Origin of the sequence: Nostoc sp. PCC 9305 (assembly GCF_963920915.1) — a bacterium.
In the GTDB taxonomy this organism is placed as follows: domain Bacteria; phylum Cyanobacteriota; class Cyanobacteriia; order Cyanobacteriales; family Nostocaceae; genus Nostoc.
The window spans coordinates 26,406-44,383 of the sequence record NZ_CAWUDN010000030.1 but is presented as its reverse complement, the minus strand read 5'-3'; the positions used below and the strand labels follow the sequence as shown (position 1 = coordinate 44,383).

The window sequence follows — 17,978 nt, the reverse complement described above, 5'->3', positions numbered from 1 at the left end:
CCTTTGGCAAAAGTTTTTTGGGGAAGCGATCGCACAATAACTGCCAAATGTAACGGATTGCAACGTATAATGAGAACGATAAAACGGTTAAGAAATATTGAAGAGCAGTAGGGTTACATGCGAGTAGCGATCGCGGGAGCGGGACTAGCAGGACTTTCCTGCGCGAAATATCTTACGGACGCAGGTCACACACCCATTGTCTTGGAACGTCGAGACGTTCTAGGCGGTAAAGTGGCTGCATGGAAAGATGCTGATGGAGACTGGTACGAAACAGGTCTGCACATCTTTTTTGGCGCATATCCAAATATGTTGCGGTTATTCAAAGAACTGGACATTGAAGATCGATTGCAGTGGAAAGAACACACAATGATCTTCAACCAACCAGATGCACCAGGTACTTACAGCCGCTTTGATTTCCCAGATTTGCCGGCACCAATTAATGGTATAGTGGCAATTCTGCGAAACAACGACATGCTGACATGGCCAGAAAAAATCCGCTTTGGTATCGGATTATTGCCGGTCATGATTCAGGGGCAAAAGTACGTTGAAGAAATGGACAAATATTCCTGGACAGATTGGCTGCGTAAACACAAAATTCCAGAACGGGTCAATAAAGAAGTTTTTATTGCCATGGCCAAGTCGCTGAACTTCATCGACCCAGATGAAATTTCGGCAACCATTCTTTTAACTGCTCTCAATCGTTTCCTCCAGGAAAAAAATGGCTCGAAAATGGCCTTTCTGGATGGTTCGCCCACAGAACGATTGTGTCAGCCCATAGTAGATTACATCACCGAACGCGGTGGAGAAGTCCGCTTGAATGCCCCTTTGAAAGAGATTTTGCTGAACGCCGATGGTAGCGTGAAAGGATATTTAATTCGGGGATTGAATGGCGAAGAGGATGAAGTTTTCACAGCGGATTTGTATGTGTCTGCCATGCCGGTTGACCCTCTGAAGGTGATTTTGCCAGCACCTTGGAAAGAAATGGAGTTTTTCCAAAAGCTAGAAGGCTTGGAGGGCGTGCCTGTAATTAACGTGCATTTGTGGTTCGATCGTAAACTTACGCAAATTGATCACTTGCTATTCTCGCGATCGCCCCTCCTAAGCGTTTATGCTGATATGAGCAATACCTGCCGTGAATACGCCAACCCCGAACGCTCGATGCTGGAATTAGTTCTAGCCCCGGCAAAAGATTGGATTGCCAAATCCGATGAGGAGATTGTGGCTGCCACTATTGCCGAGTTAGAAAAACTCTTCCCCGACCACTTTGGGGGAGACAATCCAGCAACATTGCTGAAATCTCATGTGGTGAAAACGCCCCGTTCAGTTTACAAAGCGACCCCTGGTCGTCAACAGTACCGTCCCTCGCAAACAACCCCCATTAGTAACTTCTATCTCTCAGGGGATTACACCATGCAACGCTACTTAGCCAGTATGGAAGGTGCCGTACTTTCTGGTAAGCTGACAGCGCAGGCGATTTCTGAGGCCCTCCCGGTAGCAAATTCCTCAAACCTGCAAACGCTCACCCGACCGCCCGCAACGAATGCTGCAACTGCCTGATTCCCCGCCGCGCATGAAAACGCTGGTCTCTGTAGACGAGTCATACAAACTTTGTCGGCATCTCACAGCAAAGTATGCCAAGACTTTTTACCTGGGTACTTTGCTTATGAGTCCGGTAAAACGTCAATCTATTTGGTCAATTTACGCTTGGTGTCGCCGTACAGATGAATTGGTGGATGGCCCTGCATCTGCTATTACCACGCCAGAAACCCTAGACCTATGGGAACAGCAGCTGGAATCGATTTTTGCGGGGCGCCCATTAGAAAATTACGATGTAGCTTTAGTTGATACCCTCCAACGCTTTCCGATGGACATTCAGCCATTTCGGGATATGATTGCCGGTCAGCGCATGGACTTATATCGCAGTCGTTATGAAACCTTTGAGGAGTTATACCTCTACTGTTACCGCGTTGCTGGCACTGTTGGTTTGATGTCAACATCAGTTATGGGTGTGGATAACACCATATATGCAGCACCGTGGCGGCAAAACAAACAACCTTATGTTCCCATAGAAGAAGCGATCGCTCTCGGAATTGCCAATCAACTCACTAACATCCTACGGGATGTAGGAGAAGATGCCAAACGGGGACGGATCTACATTCCCCTTGAAGACTTGGCAAAATTCAACTATACCGAGCAAGACTTCTTCAAAGGTGTGGTAGACGATCGTTGGCGGGCATTGATGCGCTTTCAAATTGACCGCGCCCGTCAATTTTACACCACATCCGACCAGGGAATTACTTATTTAGCATCCGATGCCCGTTGGCCTGTGTGGGCAGCATCAATGCTGTACGGACAGATTTTGGAGGCGATTGAACGCAACGATTATGATGTATTCAGTCAGCGGGCTTACGTTCCCCAGTGGAAAAAGTTACGTACCTTGCCCATAGCTTGGATGCGATCGCAAGTCCTTTAAAAAAATTAGTCATTTGTCCCTAGTCCTTAGTCCTCAGTGTTTTATAAATAACCGAAGACTAATCACAAATGACCAATGACAAATGACTATTGACTCTTACTGGCAAGTCTGGTAACATTGATATTCGTGAGTCAGGAGAGGTGGCTGAGTGGTCGAAAGCGGCAGATTGCTAATCTGTTGTACGGCAGGCAACTCCGTACCGAGGGTTCGAATCCCTCCCTCTCCGTTTTTCAGCTTTTGATACACGGAGAATATTCTGTGTACAAAAAGAATTACTAATATCGGCGTAAATATTTCTACTCCCAAAGATGGATGATATGATTTATCCTTTGGAGTCTTGATAAGATCCAGCTAAGTTACAAACCTAGTTTGGATCTTATTTTTAGGCTCCTAAATATCTGAGGAGTGAAATTAATTTATGAGAAAAATTAGCGCCGCCTTAAGTTTAAGTATAGCTACCCTTGCGGCAGGGTTTCTACTTGGGGCTTGTGGTGATAGCAGTACACCCAACGGCACAGCTACCAATGGCAGCACCGCTACCCCAGCGGCATCAACTACTACAAGCAGTGCTAAAGGGCTAAAAATTGGTTCCTTGCTACCGACAACAGGCGACTTGGCTTCTGTGGGACAGCAGATGTTAGGCTCTGTACCTTTACTGGTCGATACGGTCAACGCTTGCGGTGGAGTGAATGGCGAACCTGTTACTTTGGTGCAAGTAGACGATCAAACCGACCCCAAAGCTGGAGCTGCTGGTATGACTAAACTAGCAACTTTAGATAAAGTAGCAGGTGTAGTTGGTTCCTTTGCCAGTAGCGTTTCAAGTGCAGCAGTCTCTATTGCCACACCGAATAAAGTCATGCTGATTTCCCCTGGTAGTACCAGTCCTGTATTTACCGAAAAAGCCCAAAAAGGTGACTATAAAGGCTTTTGGGCGCGTACTGCTCCCCCCGATACATACCAAGCACTAGCTTTAGCCCAACTTGCCAGAAAAAAAGGTTTCAAGCGAGTTTCTACAGTCGTAATTAATAACGACTATGGCGTAGGGTTTGAAAAAGCATTCGTGCAAACTTTTGAAAAATTGGGTGGAACTATAGTTAATAAAGATAAACCTGTCCGCTACGATCCAAAAGCTCAAACATTTGATACAGAGGCGGCTGCTGCTTTTGCTGGTAAGCCAGATGCAGTCCTGGCTGTACTCTATGCCGAAACTGGTAGTCTGTTCCTGAAAGCCGCCTATCAGCAAGGTGTCGCAAAGGGAGTGCAAATTCTGCTGACAGATGGGGTAAAATCACCTACTTTTCCCGAACAAGTTGGCAAAGGCGATGATGGTAAATATATTTTAACAGGAGCGATCGGTACAGTACCGGGTTCCGATGGTAAAGCATTAGAAGCTTTCAACAAGCTGTGGAAGGATAAAAAGGGTAGTGCGCCAGGGGAATACGCTCCTCAAGCTTGGGATGCAGCTGCTTTATTAACATTAGCGGCGCAAGCGGCTAAGGAAAATACAGGCGTTGGCATAGCCAGCAAAATCCGGGAAGTTGCTGATGGGCCTGGCACAGAAGTTAGTGATGTCTGCGAGGGGCTGAAGCTACTTAAAGATGGTAAAAAGATTAACTACCAAGGAGCCAGCGGCAACGTTGATGTTGATGCTAACGGCGATGTCGTCGGTGTCTATGATGTTTGGACAGTAGGAGACGATGGCACAATCAAGGTGATTGACAAAGTTACCCCTAAGTAGAAACTTAGGAGTTAGGAGTGATGAGTTTAATCTTAATAACTCTTAACTCCTAACTCCTAACTCCTAACTCTTAACTATTTAATCCCACTGAAGTTGTAACCAACTCCTAACAACAAGCCCACGTCAGTTTGATCGAAAAATCCGGCATTGATAGCAGCTGTTGCTGTAAATTGAGAAGTTAGAGGCACATCAATGCCACCAGACACCAAAAAGGCAAATTGCGAATCATCACCAGTTTTGTAAGCTGCACCTACTCCGACGTAAGGTGCGATCGCTAATGGTTCGCTAAAAGCATCTGCTGATTTAAAGGTAAAATCGTAGGTGATCGGAAGTAGAACTGTGGTGTTATCCCCAAAGATGGCTGAGGGTCGCACTGATATAGAATTTGTCAGTCCGATTTTGCTGACTACTGCAAAGTTACCGTCACCCAAAGATGTATCACCACCACTCAAACCAATGTTAGCAGCGACGCCAAGATAGCTACTACCACTACTAGTAGTTCTACCTAAATCAATATCAGATTGCGCCACTCTTGTAGCAGATGGTTGAGCAGTCGTTTCAGAATTCGGTTGTACAGGTTCAGAGGTGAGCGTTGCAGATGAGGTCGCCACTGTGCCTGGAACAGGTATGGGTGTTACATTGGCGTTTTCCTGTATCGCAGCGTTAGGCGATTGCTCTACCTTAGTTAAATTTGTGACTGTAAAAGTTTCAGTTGTTTCTGTAGAGAGGTTTTGGCTAAACTCTTTGGGAGACGCTGCGGTTGCGGAAGGTTCGGTTAATGACTGATTGCTCGACTTGTTTACTGTCTGGGCGCTTGCAGATAAACCGCTACTCAGGAATGCAAGAGCAGCTATACTTGGCAACCAAAAAACACCTTTACGAAGAAAAATAGTATTCACGTTCACTCCTAAAACAATGTTGCCACGAAAAATAAAGATTTTTGTTGATTTAAGTCAACAAATTTGGGCAATATTCAAAATTTAACATCAAAAAATCGGTTTTTGCATTCTGACTTTATTTGATTCTCTAGTTAATATTTACTAGCAAAAAATTAAATTTTATAGCAATCCTCAATCACTCGTGAGCAACAAGATACTCAACAACTTTTACAAAATCGGGGATTTATAGGTTGCAATTTTCACAAATTAAATAGAATTGATATATTTATTTTAAATATCCTTAATTTGATAGATGACAAATAGTCCATTTTCCTAAAATCAAGATAGTGTTTGTTAAGGAGGCGATCGCAACCTCTCCTAATGCAGAGAAGAAGTTTTTTAGCATAGCTGTCTTACCGCCAAAGGCAGCTAAATTGTGAAGTGATATTACGAAGCTTGCAAAAATATTTAGAAATTGCCTAGAAGGCAAACATAGTTCTAACGTAGAACCTATTAGGAGAGACTGGAGGCAAATGTGATGAGCGAAAATAATATTCAAAAGTATCGGTTTGTCTGTACCCTGACTTTCGGTGATATCTACGGTCAAATAATTGTTTGGTTGATTACGATTACCCTAAGTTTGGCATCAGCTTTGGCGCTGATGGGTGCCAAGCGGCCCGTGTACGCTTTAGCAACAGCGGGTCTTGTCGTTCTGCTATCGCTACCTTTCTTGTTGTTTGCGTTTGTCACTACCTTGTTAAATCATATTGAAGTTAGTCCTGTAGGGCCGGGAACCAAAATGGAACCTATACCAGGTAATGTGTCTCAACAACAACCTGTACAAGCAACTAGCTAAAGAGTTAGGAGTTATGAGTTATGAGTTATGAGTTATGAGTTATAAGTTACTCTATTTGTGCCATAACTCTTTGTTTTTAACTTTTCACTCCTAATTTCAAAATTTGTTATAACGTCCCTGTCTGTAGGCAGGGAATTTTTTTTAGAGATGCTACTGTTACAACGCACTAGCTGATTAATCACCTCTCTACAATAGAACAGCAGTGGTTTGCAATCAGGGGGCTAATTATGCTGGAACACGATGTGATTATTGTCGGGGGTGGATTAGCGGGATGTCGCGCTGCTGTAGAAATTGCCCGCACTGACCCTAGTTTAAATATTGCTGTGGTTGCCAAAACTCACCCAATTCGTTCTCACTCGGTTGCGGCTCAAGGTGGTATGGCTGCATCGCTGAAAAATGTTGATTCAGAGGATAGTTGGGAAGCACATGCTTTTGATACTGTCAAGGGTTCTGATTACTTGGCAGACCAAGATGCTGTAGCAATTCTCACCCAAGAAGCGCCAGGTGTGGTGATTGACTTGGAACACATGGGCGTTTTGTTCTCTCGCTTATCCGATGGGCGCATTGCCCAACGGGCTTTTGGCGGACATTCCCACAACCGCACTTGCTATGCCGCTGACAAAACCGGTCACGCGATTTTGCACGAATTGGTTAACAATTTGCGGCGTTATGGGGTGCAAGTTTATGAAGAGTGGTACGTGATGCGTCTCATTTTGGAAGAAAATGAGGCCAAGGGTGTGGTCATGTTCCATCTTTTGGATGGACATATAGAAGTGGTGCGGGCTAAGGCGGTGATGTTTGCCACAGGGGGCTATGGTCGCGTTTATAACACTACCTCTAATGATTACGCTTCTTCGGGTGATGGTTTGGCAATGACTGCGATCGCAGGTTTACCCCTCGAAGATATGGAATTTGTCCAGTTTCATCCCACTGGTTTATATCCAGTAGGGGTGCTGATTTCGGAAGCGGTACGGGGTGAAGGGGCATATCTGATTAATAGTGAAGGCGATCGCTTTATGGCCAACTATGCACCTAGTCGGATGGAACTAGCTCCTCGTGATATTACCTCACGAGCGATCGCTTACGAAATTCGCGCCGGACGTGGTATTCATCTCGATGGCAGTGCTGGCGGCCCCTTTGTCTATCTGGATCTGCGCCATCTCGGCAAAGAAAAAATTATGAGTCGCGTTCCCTTCTGCTGGGAAGAAGCCCATCGTCTAGTAGGGGTTGACGCAGTAACTCAACCGATGCCAGTCCGTCCGACAATTCACTATTGTATGGGTGGTATCCCAGTTAACACCGATGGTCAAGTTCGCAGTAGTGGCGATGGTTTAGTTGATGCTTTCTTTGCGGCTGGTGAAACATCTTGTGTTTCTGTACATGGTGCTAATCGCTTGGGGAGTAATTCTCTGCTGGAGTGTGTCGTCTATGGTAAGAGAACTGGGGCTGCGATCGCCAAATTTGTGCAAAAACGTAAGTTCCCCTCTGTAGATGAGCAACGGTATGTAACAGAAGCCCAGCAACAAATTCAAGCTTTGCTAGAACAACCAGGACAGTACCGCATTAACCAAGTCCGTGAAGCTTTTCAGGATTGTATGACTGAGTTCTGTGGTGTTTTCCGCACTAAGGCATTAATGACTGAAGGTTTGCAGAAATTAGAAGAAATACAACAGCGATATCCTCAAATTTATTTAGATGACAAAGGTAGTTGCTGGAATACAGAACTCGTAGAAGCCTTAGAATTGCGAAGTTTGATGGTAGTAGGACAGACCATTTTGGCATCAGCCCTAAATCGCCAAGAAAGTCGTGGCGCTCATTTCCGCGAAGATTATTCCGAGCGAGATGATGCTAACTTTCTCAAACATACAATGGCTTACTATTCACCAGCGGGAATTGATATTCAATATCGACCGGTAGCGATTACTATGTTTGAGCCAAAAGAGCGGAAGTATTAGCCAAAGGTAAATTTAGTGAGAAATCGAGGGGACTACAAAAGTTTTGTCCACCTCGATTAAAAATATGAAATGATTGAGTTATTAATCAGAGCCTAATTGTTTTTGAATTACAGCTGTTATTTTTTCTTCCCAAGCCGGATCGTTATAGACATGATTACTAAAGAAGAAATTACCATCAAAGTTCCCTCTGAGGTAGCAGAGGCGTACCGTAATGCCACTGAAGAAGAACGAGAAGAATTGCAACTTAAGATTGCGGCAATCATGCAGTCTCAATTTACAACTAAAAGACAAGAGGCGATCGCGCGTCTGAGAAACACGATGGATAAAGCAAGCTTTGAAGCACAAGAGCGAGGATTAACACCTGAAATCTTAAAATCGCTTTTGAATGATGAAGAATAATCGATGGTTTGTGTTTGATACCAATGTGCTGATTAGTGCATTTTTGTTTAGTCAAAGCAAGCCACGTCAGGCATTAGATCAAGCTCTGGATATTGGCGTTATAGTATTATCAGATTCTGTATTATCGGAGTTACAAGAAGTTTTATATCGTCCCAAATTTGATAGATATCTTACTCAAGAAAGGCGGCAAGATTTTCTCAAATATTTAACAGAAAACTCTCAGTTTATTGATGTGATTGAACAGATTTATGAATGCCGAGATCCAAAAGATAACAAATATCTGGAATTAGCAGTCAGTGCTAAAGCAGAGTGTATTGTTACAGGAGATGATGATTTGCTAGCGCTAAACCCCTGGAGGGGTATTGAGATTCTAACTGTTCAAGAATTTTTGGGTTCAAAGTAGCAAGCAAGAATTAACCTACGCGCAACTGTCCTACCTTGCTATATACAGTAGTGTAGAAACAGCTAAATAATTTATTATAATCCCCAACTTGGGTTACTATAAAAAACAAGATTTTTATTCAATCATGAACGAACCACCAAGTTGGTATATTGTCAAGCGTTCTGCTGGAAACTGTGAAATTATCCCCAGCGACCAAGTTGGCGACGATAATCTAGAAATTATAGAACAGTGGGGGCCTTTTAGTTCACAAGAAGAAGCGATCGCTCGACGTGTCGGACTTATTAGGGCTGGAAAGTGCAAACCAGTTTAAGTTAGTAGTTAGAAGTTAACAGTGATGGACTTTATTCCTAACTCCTCACTATTCACTCCTAACTTTATTCCTAACTCTTCATTTTTCTGCTGTAGGTGTCCCCTGAGCAGCAATTTTTTTACCTATCACTTCCACTGCTTTAGCGAATTGAGGGTCTGCAAGAGTAGCGAGTTTGTCACGTTCATGGAGCCACAAATCTTCCATCTGCTTTTTGCTCAAATCTACCTTCACATCTGGCGAAATGCCTTTGTGATTGATATCTGTACCATTGGGGGTATAGTAATGAGCAATTGTTACCGCTAATCCTGAACCATCTTCTAGGGGACGCACCGATTGCACTAATCCCTTACCAAAAGTTTGAGTACCGACCAAAGTAGCACGTTTATTATCCTGCAAAGCCCCTGAGAGGATTTCACTGGCACTAGCTGAACCTTTATCTACCAGCACCACCAATGGTTTAGTTGTCAAGGCTCGTCCGTTTGCCTCTTCCTTTTCTGCCTCTCCTTGGCGTTCAACAGTGGAGACAATCTTACCTTTATCTATCCACATCCGGGCAATATCCACGCTGGAGAAGAGTAAGCCGCCTGGATTACCACGCAAATCAAGGATATATCCAGCGACCTTTTTGCTTTCTAAATCTTTAATGGCAATTTGCATTTCTTTACCAGCATTGGCGCTGAACTGGTTCAAGCGGATGTAACCAAGATTTCCGGCTGGGGTTTTCTTTTGAGAAAACTTAACTGGATGGATTTCAATTCGCGCCCGTTTGATGTCAAACTGTTTTGTCTTACCGTCGCGCACAATTGTCAAGCTGACTTGCGATCCTGCTTCACCTCTAATCAAGGACACTGCCTGATTAGTATCCATCCCCTTAGTATCTTTGCCGTCAATTTTGAGAATGATATCTTTTGCCAAAACACCAGCTTTAAAGGCTGGTGTATCTTCGATTGGCGCAATTACAACCAATTGCTTGGTTTTTTCATCCTGACTAATGGTGATCCCAATCCCTGTCAATTCTCCAGAGGTATCCACCTGCATATTCTTGAATTCTTCTGGGTCCATAAATCGGGTATATGGGTCTTCTAGCTTTTTCAGCATTTCCCGAATGGACTTATACGCATCCTGTGGATTACTGTAGGACTTGCTCAAGTATTCCTTACGAACAGCCTGCCAATCTACCTGATTAAAAGTACCATCAACATATTGGCGCTGAACAATTTGCCAAACTTCATCTACTAATTCTTTAGGACTTGCTTTAAATAAAGCCTGACCTCGCGAATGAATGCCAAGGCTAGTAACAGCGATCGTGGAGAGTGTCACTGCCGTAGCACCCAAAACAAGCCTACTTTTTGTAATCACCATAATGACAGCTGCGTCAGAGGGAAAATATATAGTCAGTATGCTCAATCTAACACAGGCTACCACTGTACAGACCGAGTATCTATCCTTAATTTAAACAAAATACTTGACAATCCGGCGAACTTGATGGCTAAAAGATACAAAGTTTTTGGGTATGGGGCATAAGAGGCAGAGGAGCAGAGGTGCAAAGGGGCAGAGGAGAAAAACTTACTGCAACTTCTCCTATGCTCCCCTGCTCCCCTGCTCCCCTGCTCCCCTGCTCCCTTTAAGGTTCTACCCAGCGTTCATCTGCCTTAATGAGGTTAATTAATTCCTCTACACCTTTATCTTCTGGGACTTTTTTAATTTCTTCTCTACCACGGTACAAAGAAATATAACCAGGTGTTTTGCCAACATAGCCATAGTCGGCATCTGCCATTTCTCCTGGGCCATTGACAATACAACCCATAACTGCAATGTCTAGCCCAGTTAAGTGTTTAGTGGCTTCCCTGACTTTGTGCAGCACTTCCTCTAGATTAAACAAAGTGCGTCCACAGGAAGGACAAGCGACGTATTCCACCATCGTTTTTCGCAATCCCAAAGCTTGGAGAATGCTGTAACAGACAGGGATTTCTTTTTCTGGTGCTTCTGTTAGTGAGACGCGAATTGTATCGCCAATACCATCAGCAAGTAAGGTTGCAATACCAGCTGTGGATTTAATTCGCCCGTATTCGCCATCACCGGCTTCTGTAACACCTAAATGTAATGGATAATCCATACCCAGTTCATCCATGCGCTTGGCGATGAGGCGATAGGCGGCCACCATCACCGGGACTCGTGAGGCTTTCATGGAAATTACCAAGTTGCGGAAATCTAAAGATTCACAGATGCGGATAAATTCTATGGCAGATTCCACCATTCCTTCGGGCGTGTCACCGTAAGTAAATAGCATTCTCTCAGCAAGAGAACCGTGATTTACCCCAATTCGCATCGATTTACCTTGATCGCGCAAAGAAACTACCAGAGGTTCTAAAGTTTCGCGGATTTTATCGCCAATTTCGTCAAATTCGCTTTTAGTATATTCAGTTCGATTGATATTTGGCTTTTCAAACACATACAAGCCCGGATTAATCCGTACTTTCTCTATGTGCTTGGCAACTTCCACGGCGATTTTCAGCCCATTGTGATGGACATCAGCCACAATTGGCACGTCTTGGTAAGTTTTAATTAATTTTTGTTTAATTTCTCCTAAAGCTTTAGCATGAGCCATACTTGGCACTGTGACGCGGACAATTTCGCAGCCAATTTCGTGCAGACGACGAATACCAGCGACTGAACCATCAATATCAAGAGTGTCTTCGTTAATCATTGACTGCACCACAACGGGGTAGCCGCCGCCAATGGTGACATTTCCTACCTTTACGGGACGGGTTTTACGCCGCTTGATGGTTGTATCAAAGGTGGCTTGAGGTGATGTGACGCTTGAAGTGTTTACTGTGGGCAGAGTTTGCATAACCTGATTCGGTAAATTTGCTGTTGCTCAAATATCAGATTTAATAAATCTCTGTTTCCCAGATTGCCACAGGTGGTGGCTCTTTGGGTGATTAGATAGAAAAAAATCAGATAATAAACAGCACAACAGATCAAGAGCGATCGCTGAGTTATAGATATTATCAGCAATGCCAATAATTTTATGAACCAACCGTCAATACCTGTTATTCATTCAACAGTCAGATATGATATGCAGCGTCAAGATGAGGTGATGGCTTCCTTTAGGACTTACATTGGTATCCCAAGAGTTCGTAGAATATATCGAGCAATTTGGATTTACTTTTTGATATTCTCGAAGCGGTTTTTTATATATTTTCATCTATTTTCAGCTTTATCATCATTTTGTACTTTTTCAACATCCTGGAACTCACATTAAATTCATAAAAATTTAGGTATCATGCTATAGCTGCGATCAAATCTAAGTTGTCATGATGTATTTAATCAGTATTTAAGAAAATTGAATTGTATATTAAGCTCTGCTGAATCATGCTCAAACCAGATTAATGCGCTCAATATGAAGTATGGGATTGCCCATTCATGGACTTGTTAGCGATCGCTTTGTTATCACTCCAACAAATTAAATCCTTTGTCGTCTCTCAACTTTCTGTCAAATGTTGCTGTTGTCGTACAACCAGATTGTTGAGCGATCGCCCCAATCAAATAGTCAGAAAAATCTGCGCTTCCCTGCTTAAAACGCTGCAATGCTTGATAAACTACAGAGGTATTTTCTAACTCAAAAACTGCACATTGCAACATCATCTCTATAGTCTTACTGATTTCTTGCCTACTAAATTCATAAGGCTTACCGCGCAAAACCCAAACTAATTCACACAGAACTATATTCGCAACAAAACACGGCTCTCCCCCTTCGATAATCTCAACAGCTTGCTCCCATTGTTGCTCATCATCTTTTGTCAGGTAGCGCACTAAAATATTCGTATCAACTCCAATCACTTGAACCTTCTCTAATTGCTGTTTCCATTTCCTCTAAAGTTGCGCTTTTCATCCCTGGACGATATAAGCTCCCTGATAAGCTTTGAACAGGGATATTCAAGGGAATAAGTGTAACTATCCCATTTTCATCAATCACAAAATCAACCTTGCTACCTGTGTCTAAATTGAGGTAATCTCTAATTTCTTTAGGGATAGTTACTTGTCCTTTTGTTGTGATGGTTGCACTAGCCATTACTCAAAATCCTTACTTTTACTCCTTACTTAATTATACAGTCGATTGTCAATCAAGCGTCTATGCTTTTTTGAGGTTGTGGATGAAAGAGCGATCGCTTTAACCAGACTAAGTTGCGTTGCTCCTAGATTTACAGACACCAGATACTATCCGCTTTGACTATACCTCCGTATTTATGCGAGAAAACATATTGACCAGATTCTAAACCAGTGGCATATTCCTCTAGCCAGTTCTGGAAACTTGAAGCGACGAGTTTTCTCTTGCCGTCATCATGCCACATCTGAATAATTTGTCCAACCTTGCCACCTTTAGCAGGAGCTAAGTCTAGACAATCGTGATTGCCAGCACCGTCATAGGTTAGTGGTATCCATAACGGACTCCACCAATCTGTACAAATTCCTATTCCTGGTTCTGGCTGACTTTCACAACCATCGAAATTACCTCCATCTAGAAGTTCCTTCCAAACTTGCCATTCCTTTTGAATACGTTCAAGAGATAGAAATTCTCGTCCATTAATCAGCCCATAATCGTAGGCTAATTGTCCATTATGGATACGGTAAGAACTCTTGACATCATCAGGAAACTGTATCAGCAGAGCGTCTTCTACCGCCTTTATCTGACTCTCTGATGCTCCAGGGTTCAATGTATCAAGAACTTGTGGAGTATTAGCTTCGAGCCAGAATTCTATTCTTGTCCAAATTTCCTGCATACTTGTAGCTGCCTTGAATATAAATATTTTGTCTTATGGTTGGTTTACAGATGAGTGGTTAAATCGACGGTTGGTGATGTTGAGAAGTTTAGATGACAGCGATCGCTAAATTTATGTTTTTATAATACAAATATACTATTGAATTTAGACTTGAGAAAATTTGGGGATTGAAATTGTAGATGTTATTACAGAATAAAAGCGGCTGTAATTATGAACACCCAAATAACACCCCAACTACCAATTCCTCCACACTTTAATCCTGAAGAAGTGGGCAAAGTCTGGCGCGTACCTTACCAAGAACGTGCCGCCGAAGCTGAAATGTGGGCAAAACAACACGATATAAAACCTACATCTTTAGATAAAACTCGTATTTGTCTACTATTAATTGATGTCCAAAACACCTTCTGCATCCCTGGATTTGAATTATTTGTAGGTGGAAAATCCGGTTATGCGGCGGTGGATGATAATGTCAGATTATGTGAGTTTATTTATCGCAACTTGGGAATAATCACGAAAATTGTACCAACTCTAGATACTCACACAGCAACGCAAATCTTCCATCCAATCTTTTGGGTAAACGCTGCCGGAGAACATCCCACTCCAGCAGCGACTAGCATCACATCAGCAGACATCGAACAAGGTATCTGGAAAGTTAACCCAGCAGTTGCTAACACTGTTACTAATGGGGATTATGAATTATTAGAAAAACACGCTTACCATTACCTTAAAAAACTCAGTCAAGACGGTAAATATCCCCTCACTGTTTGGCCTTATCATTCTATGTTGGGCGGTATCGGTCATGCTCTAGTTTCATCGGTAGAAGAAGCGATATTTTTCCACGGCATTGCGCGTCAGAGTCAAACGCAATTTGAAATCAAAGGTGAAAATCCTTTAACAGAAAACTATTCCATCCTACGTCCAGAAGTGTTGGAAGATTTTGAGCAACGTCCACTCGCTCAAAAGAACACGCGCCTGATTAAACAACTTTTAGAATATGATGCAGTAATTATTGGTGGTCAAGCTAAAAGTCACTGTGTCGCTTGGACAATTGACGATTTATTAACAGAAATTAAACAAATAGATGCTACCCTGACGAAAAAAATCTATCTGCTAGAAGATAGCACTTCTCCTGTTGTTGTCCCCGGTGTTGTGGACTACACAGAACAGGCAGATGCAGCATTTACAAGGTTTGCAGAGGCAGGAATGCACATCGTAAAATCTAACGAATCCATAGCATTTTTTTAACGCAAACGATCGCAAAGGTTTCGCAGAGGAATACAGAGATTTCCTTTGCGTTCCTCTGCGCTTCCCTTTGCGTCCCTCTGCGTTTAAAAACAAGCCTCATTTCTTCAAATAACCCTTGGGATCTTGCGCTACCCAACCCAGAGATGAGCTAGAACGCACTTCAAAATGGAGATGCGGTTGAGTGGATGTTGGTTTTCCACTAGTGCCTACTGTTCCTAGTAAGTCTCCTTTTTTCACTTGTTGACCGACAGTAACTTTGATACTGTCAAGCTGGGCGTAGCGGCTTTGAAGTCCGCCACTGTGGTTAATAATGACCAATTTGCCATAAGAACCTTGATCGCTGGCAAAGGCTACAGTTCCAGGGGCGATCGCTAGCACATTAGTGCCAACTGGTGCTAATAAGTCAACACCACTATGGAAGAAAACTTCACTTGTCCCAGGATTAATTTGCCAGCCGTAAGCTAATCCTACAGTTGCCACTTCCCCCAAAGGATATCCAGACAAAGATGCACGGTTTTGTGTACCTGTATCAGTAGGTAAAGGCGACTTAGTTACAACACCATTAGGCGACCAATTTACCCCCGGAACAAACACGATTCTGGGGTTTTGTTGGCAGCCATTCACCTCAAACAGGCTATCAGCACGAACTTTGTATTGTGCCGCCACTTGTCGCCAAGTTTGACCGCGAGGCACTTCGACTACAATCCCATTGTAGGGAGGAATCTGAAGCACACTACCAACAGCAGCAGGTGCACCGTTCTGCAAAGCTGGATTCATGCCAATAATAGTTGTCGGAATGAGATTGTAGCGCTGCGCTATGCTCTCCAAAGTTTCGCCACGAACGACTTTATGGCGTTGGAAGCGAGATAAGGCTGGAGTTGAGCAACCACTTACAGCAGCGTTAGCACTGTTTGAGTATGGCAGTATGCTTACTAGGCCCAAGGCGCTTAAGCTACAGAGAAATAGTTGACGAAAGGGTAAAGTCATGTATAAAGGTCAATAGCGCATTAACTTTAGATTTTAGATGGGAAGAATGGGGATTGGGGGAGATGAGGAAGATGAGGGGGACAAGAAGATAAACAAAACTACCTAACTCCTAACTCCTAACTCAGCACTCCTAACGCCCAATCCCTAATTTCTCGTAAATTGATCTGTCCACTTGCCGTTCGCTTGACTACACTTAGAAATTAGCAACTGCATTGCTGTTCTTGAGCAAAACAATTATGAAGTTATCCTTAAAGCAACTGGCGGTTTATGTGTTTTTACTGGTAATTGGCGGTAGTGCAGGTTTGTTTGGCAGTCGCTATCTCCTGCCACAAAATCGCTCGTTCCAACAATTAAAAAATGTAACAATGGCTTCGCCTCCAGAATCCGTAGTTCCGAATTCTCCTAACGGAGCTATTGGAGCTACTGGTGGCGATAACGTGAATTTTATTGCGACGGCAGTGCAAAAAGTTGGCCCGGCTGTAGTGCGAATTAATGCGACTCGCAAAGTAGCCAATCCCATCTCTGATGCTTTGAAAAATCCCCTCTTGCGGCGATTCTTTGGAGAGGATGACCAACCAATTCCTCAAGAACGCATTGAGCGCGGTACAGGATCGGGGTTTATCTTGAGCGAAGATGGCGAATTACTCACCAACGCTCATGTAGTGGCAGATACAGATACAGTACAAGTTACCCTCAAAGATGGTCGGAGTCTAGAGGGTAAGGTGGTAGGAGTTGATTCTGTAACAGATGTGGCGGTGGTAAAAATAAAAGCGAATGATTTGCCGACAGTAAAACTGGGCAATTCGCAAAACCTGATTCCAGGACAATGGGCGATCGCTATTGGCAATCCCCTGGGTTTAGATAATACTGTTACTATCGGCATCATCAGTGCTACCGATCGCACTAGCACTCAAGTTGGTGTCCCAGATAAACGAGTCAGCTTTATCCAAACTGATGCCGCAATTAATCCTGGTAATTCTGGTGGCCCCTTATTAAACGCCCAAGGCGAAGTGATTGGTATTAACACTGCTATCCGCGCTGATGCTCAAGGACTTGGTTTCGCCATCCCCATTGAAACCGCCGCCCGCATCGCTAATGAACTTTTTACTAAAGGGCGCGTGGAACATCCCTTCTTGGGTGTTGAAATGGCAGACCTTTCTCCCATCAGGAAACAGCAGATTAATCAAGAAAATCAACTAAACATTCAGCAGGATGCTGGAATTGTGATTAAAGGAATCACAGATGATTCCCCAGCCAAGCGTGGAGGACTGCTTCCTGGAGACGTGATTCAAAAATTTAACGGGAAACCAGTCAAAACTTCAGCCCAAGTTCAGAGGCTGGTAGAGTCTAGCAAAGTTGGAGACATAATAGCGCTCGAAGTCAACCGCAGCGGTAAGGTTCAAACCTTCAAAGTACAATCAGGAGCTTATCCTGAAAAGAAGTAGTCAAAATAATTCGTAATTCCTAGAGAGCGTCATTCCGAATTACGAATTACTAATTCATTATTTGGTCAATAGTTCCAGAATGTTTGACTACTGACTATTAATTATTGGCCATTAGACAAATGCTCTAACTGCATTCTTTGTTCCATCTGGCGCAGAAAATACCCTGTCATCATGGCTGATGCTAGAAGCCCAGCTAAGTTTTCCCTATCTGTTGTGATTTGCACGTTGAAATTTTCTGCCGGGAGCATTCCCACTAGCCCTTGGACATTTTGCGAGATGATTTGTTTTATTTCGGGGCTGGCGGACTGAGCAACCCTAGCTAAAACATCAGGAGACTGATGCTGTAGATATTTGAGTAACTGATTAGGGTATTCCTCAGAGTGGTCGGAAAGAAGTTGATTAGGGTGTTCCTCGGAGTTGTCATTCAAAAAGTCAGGATTAAACACCATTGGCAGTTTTATTTAGCTTAATTGCTAACTCCACTCTAAACCATAGTACAAGGTTA

The 17,978-nt window shown here is 43.3% G+C and carries 18 protein-coding genes and 1 tRNA gene; 11 read left to right on the top strand and 8 right to left on the bottom strand.

The genetic code is table 11. The features are described 5' to 3' along the window. Positions 1-117: 117 nt before the first annotated feature. The 4 genes from pds (at position 118) to ACM0OX_RS13490 (ending at position 4,211) form a co-directional block, all read left to right on the top strand. On the top strand, positions 118-1,557 hold the full coding sequence (gene pds / locus ACM0OX_RS13505) for a 15-cis-phytoene desaturase (RefSeq protein WP_414515425.1): 1,440 nt from the start codon (positions 118-120) through the stop codon (positions 1,555-1,557). Then, entirely contained in the window at positions 1,541-2,473 is a 933-nt protein-coding gene (crtB, locus tag ACM0OX_RS13500) for a 15-cis-phytoene synthase CrtB (RefSeq protein ID WP_414515423.1), read from the top strand. The genes pds and crtB overlap by 17 nt, the downstream gene beginning before the upstream one ends. Before the next feature lie 134 nt (positions 2,474-2,607). Further along, positions 2,608-2,699: transfer RNA gene (locus ACM0OX_RS13495), tRNA-Ser, on the top strand. Between the two features lie 192 nt (positions 2,700-2,891). Then, positions 2,892-4,211: an ABC transporter substrate-binding protein gene (locus tag ACM0OX_RS13490; RefSeq protein ID WP_414515421.1), complete on the top strand. Its 1,320-nt coding sequence runs from the start codon at positions 2,892-2,894 to the stop codon at positions 4,209-4,211. 74 nt (positions 4,212-4,285) lie between these two features. Here the strand turns inward: ACM0OX_RS13490 and ACM0OX_RS13485 are convergent, their stop codons facing one another. After that, positions 4,286-5,110 carry a hypothetical protein gene (locus ACM0OX_RS13485; RefSeq protein ID WP_414515420.1) on the bottom strand — a complete coding sequence of 275 codons (825 nt, stop codon included), beginning with the start codon at positions 5,108-5,110 and terminating at the stop codon, positions 4,286-4,288. 517 nt (positions 5,111-5,627) lie between these two features. Here ACM0OX_RS13485 and ACM0OX_RS13480 point away from each other — a divergent pair. From ACM0OX_RS13480 to ACM0OX_RS13460, 5 genes are all read left to right on the top strand, one after another. After that, positions 5,628-5,945 carry a hypothetical protein gene (locus tag ACM0OX_RS13480; protein ID WP_099102821.1) on the top strand — a complete coding sequence of 106 codons (318 nt, stop codon included), beginning with the start codon at positions 5,628-5,630 and terminating at the stop codon, positions 5,943-5,945. Between the two features lie 227 nt (positions 5,946-6,172). Beyond that, a complete protein-coding gene (locus ACM0OX_RS13475) occupies positions 6,173-7,900 on the top strand; it encodes a succinate dehydrogenase/fumarate reductase flavoprotein subunit (protein WP_414515418.1) in 1,728 nt (575 codons plus the stop codon). A gap of 150 nt (positions 7,901-8,050) precedes the next feature. Beyond that, complete coding sequence (locus ACM0OX_RS13470; RefSeq protein ID WP_414515417.1) at positions 8,051-8,299, top strand: hypothetical protein; 249 nt, start codon at positions 8,051-8,053, stop codon at positions 8,297-8,299. After that, entirely contained in the window at positions 8,286-8,702 is a 417-nt protein-coding gene (locus tag ACM0OX_RS13465) for a putative toxin-antitoxin system toxin component, PIN family (RefSeq protein ID WP_414515416.1), read from the top strand. Before ACM0OX_RS13470 ends, ACM0OX_RS13465 begins: the two co-directional genes overlap by 14 nt. A 124-nt stretch (positions 8,703-8,826) precedes the next feature. Next, positions 8,827-9,012, top strand: coding sequence for a DDE transposase family protein (locus ACM0OX_RS13460; protein WP_099102822.1), 186 nt, complete (start codon positions 8,827-8,829; stop codon positions 9,010-9,012). 78 nt (positions 9,013-9,090) lie between these two features. On the opposite strand, the gene ctpC is transcribed toward ACM0OX_RS13460, so the two are convergent. From ctpC to ACM0OX_RS13435, 5 genes are all read right to left on the bottom strand, one after another. Beyond that, positions 9,091-10,374 (bottom strand): carboxyl-terminal processing protease CtpC, encoded by a 1,284-nt coding sequence (ctpC, locus tag ACM0OX_RS13455; RefSeq protein ID WP_094347421.1) that lies wholly within the window; start codon positions 10,372-10,374, stop codon positions 9,091-9,093. Between the two features lie 262 nt (positions 10,375-10,636). Then, positions 10,637-11,863 carry a (E)-4-hydroxy-3-methylbut-2-enyl-diphosphate synthase gene (ispG, locus tag ACM0OX_RS13450; protein WP_414515415.1) on the bottom strand — a complete coding sequence of 409 codons (1,227 nt, stop codon included), beginning with the start codon at positions 11,861-11,863 and terminating at the stop codon, positions 10,637-10,639. A gap of 602 nt (positions 11,864-12,465) precedes the next feature. Then, on the bottom strand, positions 12,466-12,855 hold the full coding sequence (locus ACM0OX_RS13445; RefSeq protein WP_414515414.1) for a PIN domain-containing protein: 390 nt from the start codon (positions 12,853-12,855) through the stop codon (positions 12,466-12,468). Next, positions 12,842-13,087, bottom strand: a complete 246-nt coding sequence (locus tag ACM0OX_RS13440; protein WP_104901597.1) for an AbrB/MazE/SpoVT family DNA-binding domain-containing protein — start codon at positions 13,085-13,087, stop codon at positions 12,842-12,844. The genes ACM0OX_RS13445 and ACM0OX_RS13440 overlap by 14 nt, the downstream gene beginning before the upstream one ends. 130 nt (positions 13,088-13,217) lie before the next feature. Continuing rightward, positions 13,218-13,796: an SMI1/KNR4 family protein gene (locus tag ACM0OX_RS13435; protein WP_414515413.1), complete on the bottom strand. Its 579-nt coding sequence runs from the start codon at positions 13,794-13,796 to the stop codon at positions 13,218-13,220. A gap of 210 nt (positions 13,797-14,006) precedes the next feature. Between ACM0OX_RS13435 and ACM0OX_RS13430 the strand changes: the two genes are divergently transcribed. After that, positions 14,007-15,041 carry an isochorismatase gene (locus ACM0OX_RS13430; protein WP_414515411.1) on the top strand — a complete coding sequence of 345 codons (1,035 nt, stop codon included), beginning with the start codon at positions 14,007-14,009 and terminating at the stop codon, positions 15,039-15,041. Positions 15,042-15,137: 96 nt separating this feature from the next. Here ACM0OX_RS13430 and ACM0OX_RS13425 read toward each other — a convergent pair whose 3' ends face one another. Beyond that, on the bottom strand, positions 15,138-16,028 hold the full coding sequence (locus ACM0OX_RS13425) for a LysM peptidoglycan-binding domain-containing M23 family metallopeptidase (RefSeq protein WP_414515409.1): 891 nt from the start codon (positions 16,026-16,028) through the stop codon (positions 15,138-15,140). Positions 16,029-16,264: 236 nt separating this feature from the next. Between ACM0OX_RS13425 and ACM0OX_RS13420 the strand changes: the two genes are divergently transcribed. Beyond that, positions 16,265-17,473 carry an HhoA/HhoB/HtrA family serine endopeptidase gene (locus ACM0OX_RS13420; RefSeq protein WP_414515407.1) on the top strand — a complete coding sequence of 403 codons (1,209 nt, stop codon included), beginning with the start codon at positions 16,265-16,267 and terminating at the stop codon, positions 17,471-17,473. 101 nt (positions 17,474-17,574) lie between these two features. Here the strand turns inward: ACM0OX_RS13420 and ACM0OX_RS13415 are convergent, their stop codons facing one another. Next, positions 17,575-17,922: a DUF760 domain-containing protein gene (locus ACM0OX_RS13415; RefSeq protein WP_094347414.1), complete on the bottom strand. Its 348-nt coding sequence runs from the start codon at positions 17,920-17,922 to the stop codon at positions 17,575-17,577. Positions 17,923-17,978 lie beyond the last annotated feature (56 nt).